Origin of the sequence: Methanobrevibacter sp. UBA188 (assembly GCF_905234905.1) — an archaeon.
Classification (GTDB): domain Archaea; phylum Methanobacteriota; class Methanobacteria; order Methanobacteriales; family Methanobacteriaceae; genus Methanocatella.
On the sequence record NZ_CAJOJM010000104.1, the window covers coordinates 1 to 2,119 of the forward strand.

Annotated in this window: 3 protein-coding genes and 1 pseudogene; 1 reads left to right on the forward strand and 3 read right to left on the reverse strand. The window is 37.0% G+C overall.

The features are described 5' to 3' along the window. Positions 1–180 precede the first annotated feature (180 nt). The 3 genes and pseudogenes from QZ143_RS09835 to QZ143_RS09940 form a co-directional block, all read right to left on the reverse strand. The gene (locus tag QZ143_RS09835; RefSeq protein WP_342765224.1) at positions 181–1,101 is read right to left on the reverse strand and encodes a DUF6569 family protein; all 921 of its coding nucleotides are present in this window, start codon (positions 1,099–1,101) and stop codon (positions 181–183) included. Beyond that, the gene (locus QZ143_RS09840) at positions 1,085–1,348 is read right to left on the reverse strand and encodes a hypothetical protein (RefSeq protein ID WP_292883763.1); all 264 of its coding nucleotides are present in this window, start codon (positions 1,346–1,348) and stop codon (positions 1,085–1,087) included. The genes QZ143_RS09835 and QZ143_RS09840 overlap by 17 nt, the downstream gene beginning before the upstream one ends. Continuing rightward, positions 1,328–1,498, reverse strand: a pseudogene (locus QZ143_RS09940) (HIRAN domain-containing protein); the annotation flags it as partial. The gene QZ143_RS09840 and the pseudogene QZ143_RS09940, both read right to left, overlap by 21 nt. A 426-nt stretch (positions 1,499–1,924) precedes the next feature. On the opposite strand from QZ143_RS09940, the gene QZ143_RS09845 reads away from it, so the two are divergent. Beyond that, on the forward strand, positions 1,925–2,119 hold a 195-nt coding region (locus tag QZ143_RS09845), incomplete at its 3' end, for a hypothetical protein (protein ID WP_292883766.1).

Genomic DNA, 2,119 nt, shown 5'->3' on the forward strand with positions numbered 1-2,119 from the left:
TTTATAAGGATTTTCATCCTTTCTTCTTTCAATTTGGAAATCTGAATAGGAATCATCATCTTCGATATGTCTGAAAGTGGTACCGCAGCTGCACATGGGTTCTCCCAAAGGAACATAGGCACCGCAATTAGGACATGTAGGCATTTAAATCACTTCAAAAAAATGGGGATGTGTTAAAAATCATATTCTAACATCATCATGAATCTTTTTTTCACTTTCAGCAAATGCTTCGTCGCTTCCCACAAAGTATGACATGTGAATCAGCTCATCCTTAAAGGTATAGCAGCTTCCCACACCGTCTTCGCTTTTAATCTCAAATCGACTTTCAAGGCCTTCGTTTTTCACTTCTTCAAATTCATCATTCAATGCGCCATCAATGATGCTTCTGATTGCATCCCTGTCGATTGCAAAAACGTTGTCGTTTACTTCGGCATTGATGAGGTAGCTTTTAAGAATCTTTTCATGGTATTCCCTGTATATTTCGCTGTTTAAAAAGACTTCAAAGCCCTTTACCTCACCGTCAATCATTACCGCAACACCTGTCTGTCCTTCGACAACTTCAAAGGCTTCCATAAATTCGCTGAGGTCTGATTTTGCATTTTCATAGCTTTCAGACATTGCCTGTGTCGGTGATGAAAATGACCTGGACATTTCAAGTTCATCGATTGAATCCCAAACGGCCTTTTGAACATTGCCTTTGCTTCTGAAGGCATGGTGCTTTGCAAGGCGTGTTCTGTAGTTTGCAATGTTTTTGGACTGCTTGAAGTCGCTTACATATCCCCATCTTCCGTGCTCGGTACAGTTGACTGGCACTTTCATCTCGCTTTGAGGAGCAATAAGTATGGTTGCATCCATTATGCGGTTCTGGTCTCCTCCTACAATCTCTTCACCGTCCACCAGAAGAAGCGGGGCCACGGACTTGTTTTCAACGATTATTGTGTTCACTGTTGACTGTTCGCATTCCTTTACATCTACAAGGCCCAGCTCAAAGCCCTTTTTAAGGGTCAGCAAATCGACCTTGTGGTTTATTGGGGTCTTGATGGGGATGACGGCGACGTTTTTGTGGACCTCTTCACCCAGAAGCTCATAGCTGGCTATCATCTGTCTCACCCTTGATGTTTTTCTTAATGAAATCAACGTCAATCTTTCCCAGATTGTCTGAAAGATAGTGTATGTCGCTTTCAGGGTTTTCCACCTCTGCAATGTATTCGTCTGATGTGAGAACCCTTGCAAGTGCAACGGAACCTGTGACGAACTTGATTTTAGCAAAGTATTCGTCGTTGATTTTGTCGTATAGCCTTCCGGCACTCATTGATCCAATGACGACGGTGTTGGTGCTGTTTGCCACATAGCCTATCTTTCCGAAATATCTCATTTCACAGGCTATCGCTTCGGCATCATACTTGTTGTCCGGCTCCTTTACAAGCTTTATGAGTCCATTAAGCTTAAGCGGTTTTGAGCCGTGCATATTGTTGAATGACTGTATTGTTATATACATCTATTATCACCTTGTGAATATCTTGTGCCATATAATATTTAAATGTTATTGTGGATATTCGGCTTTGATGATAATGCATTTTTTTAATTTAACATTATTAATAATGATAGATAAATATGTTCATATAATAATTAAAAAATATTATATCTGTTCAGAAATTTGTCAAATCCGACAGTTTTTCAACTACAAATTCCTTATTTTCAAACGAATTTTTAAACATAATTCTATATAAATCCATTTTTAATAAAGAAAATAATATTATTTTAAAATAATGATTATACAAAATTTATATTATCATTAAAAAACCGGAACAAAATTTGTCGAAAAAATATTTTTTTAAAGCCAAATAAAGCCCCCATTTGGCGAATTTCCAAATAAAAATTGCCTAAATTTTTATATTTGCATTAATAAAAATTGTTTTTAATATTGGGAACAAATGAACATCATTTGAATGGTAAGGATTTCACTGTTAAAACTGGTAATGATGGTAAGGCTGCATTACCGATTGATCTCTTGCCTGGTAAATACGTGGCAAAAATTAAATTCAATGAAGATAACATCTATTTGGGTTTTTCTGTTAGTTCAAATGTTGTTGTTAATAAGCTTGCTACTGGTTTAACT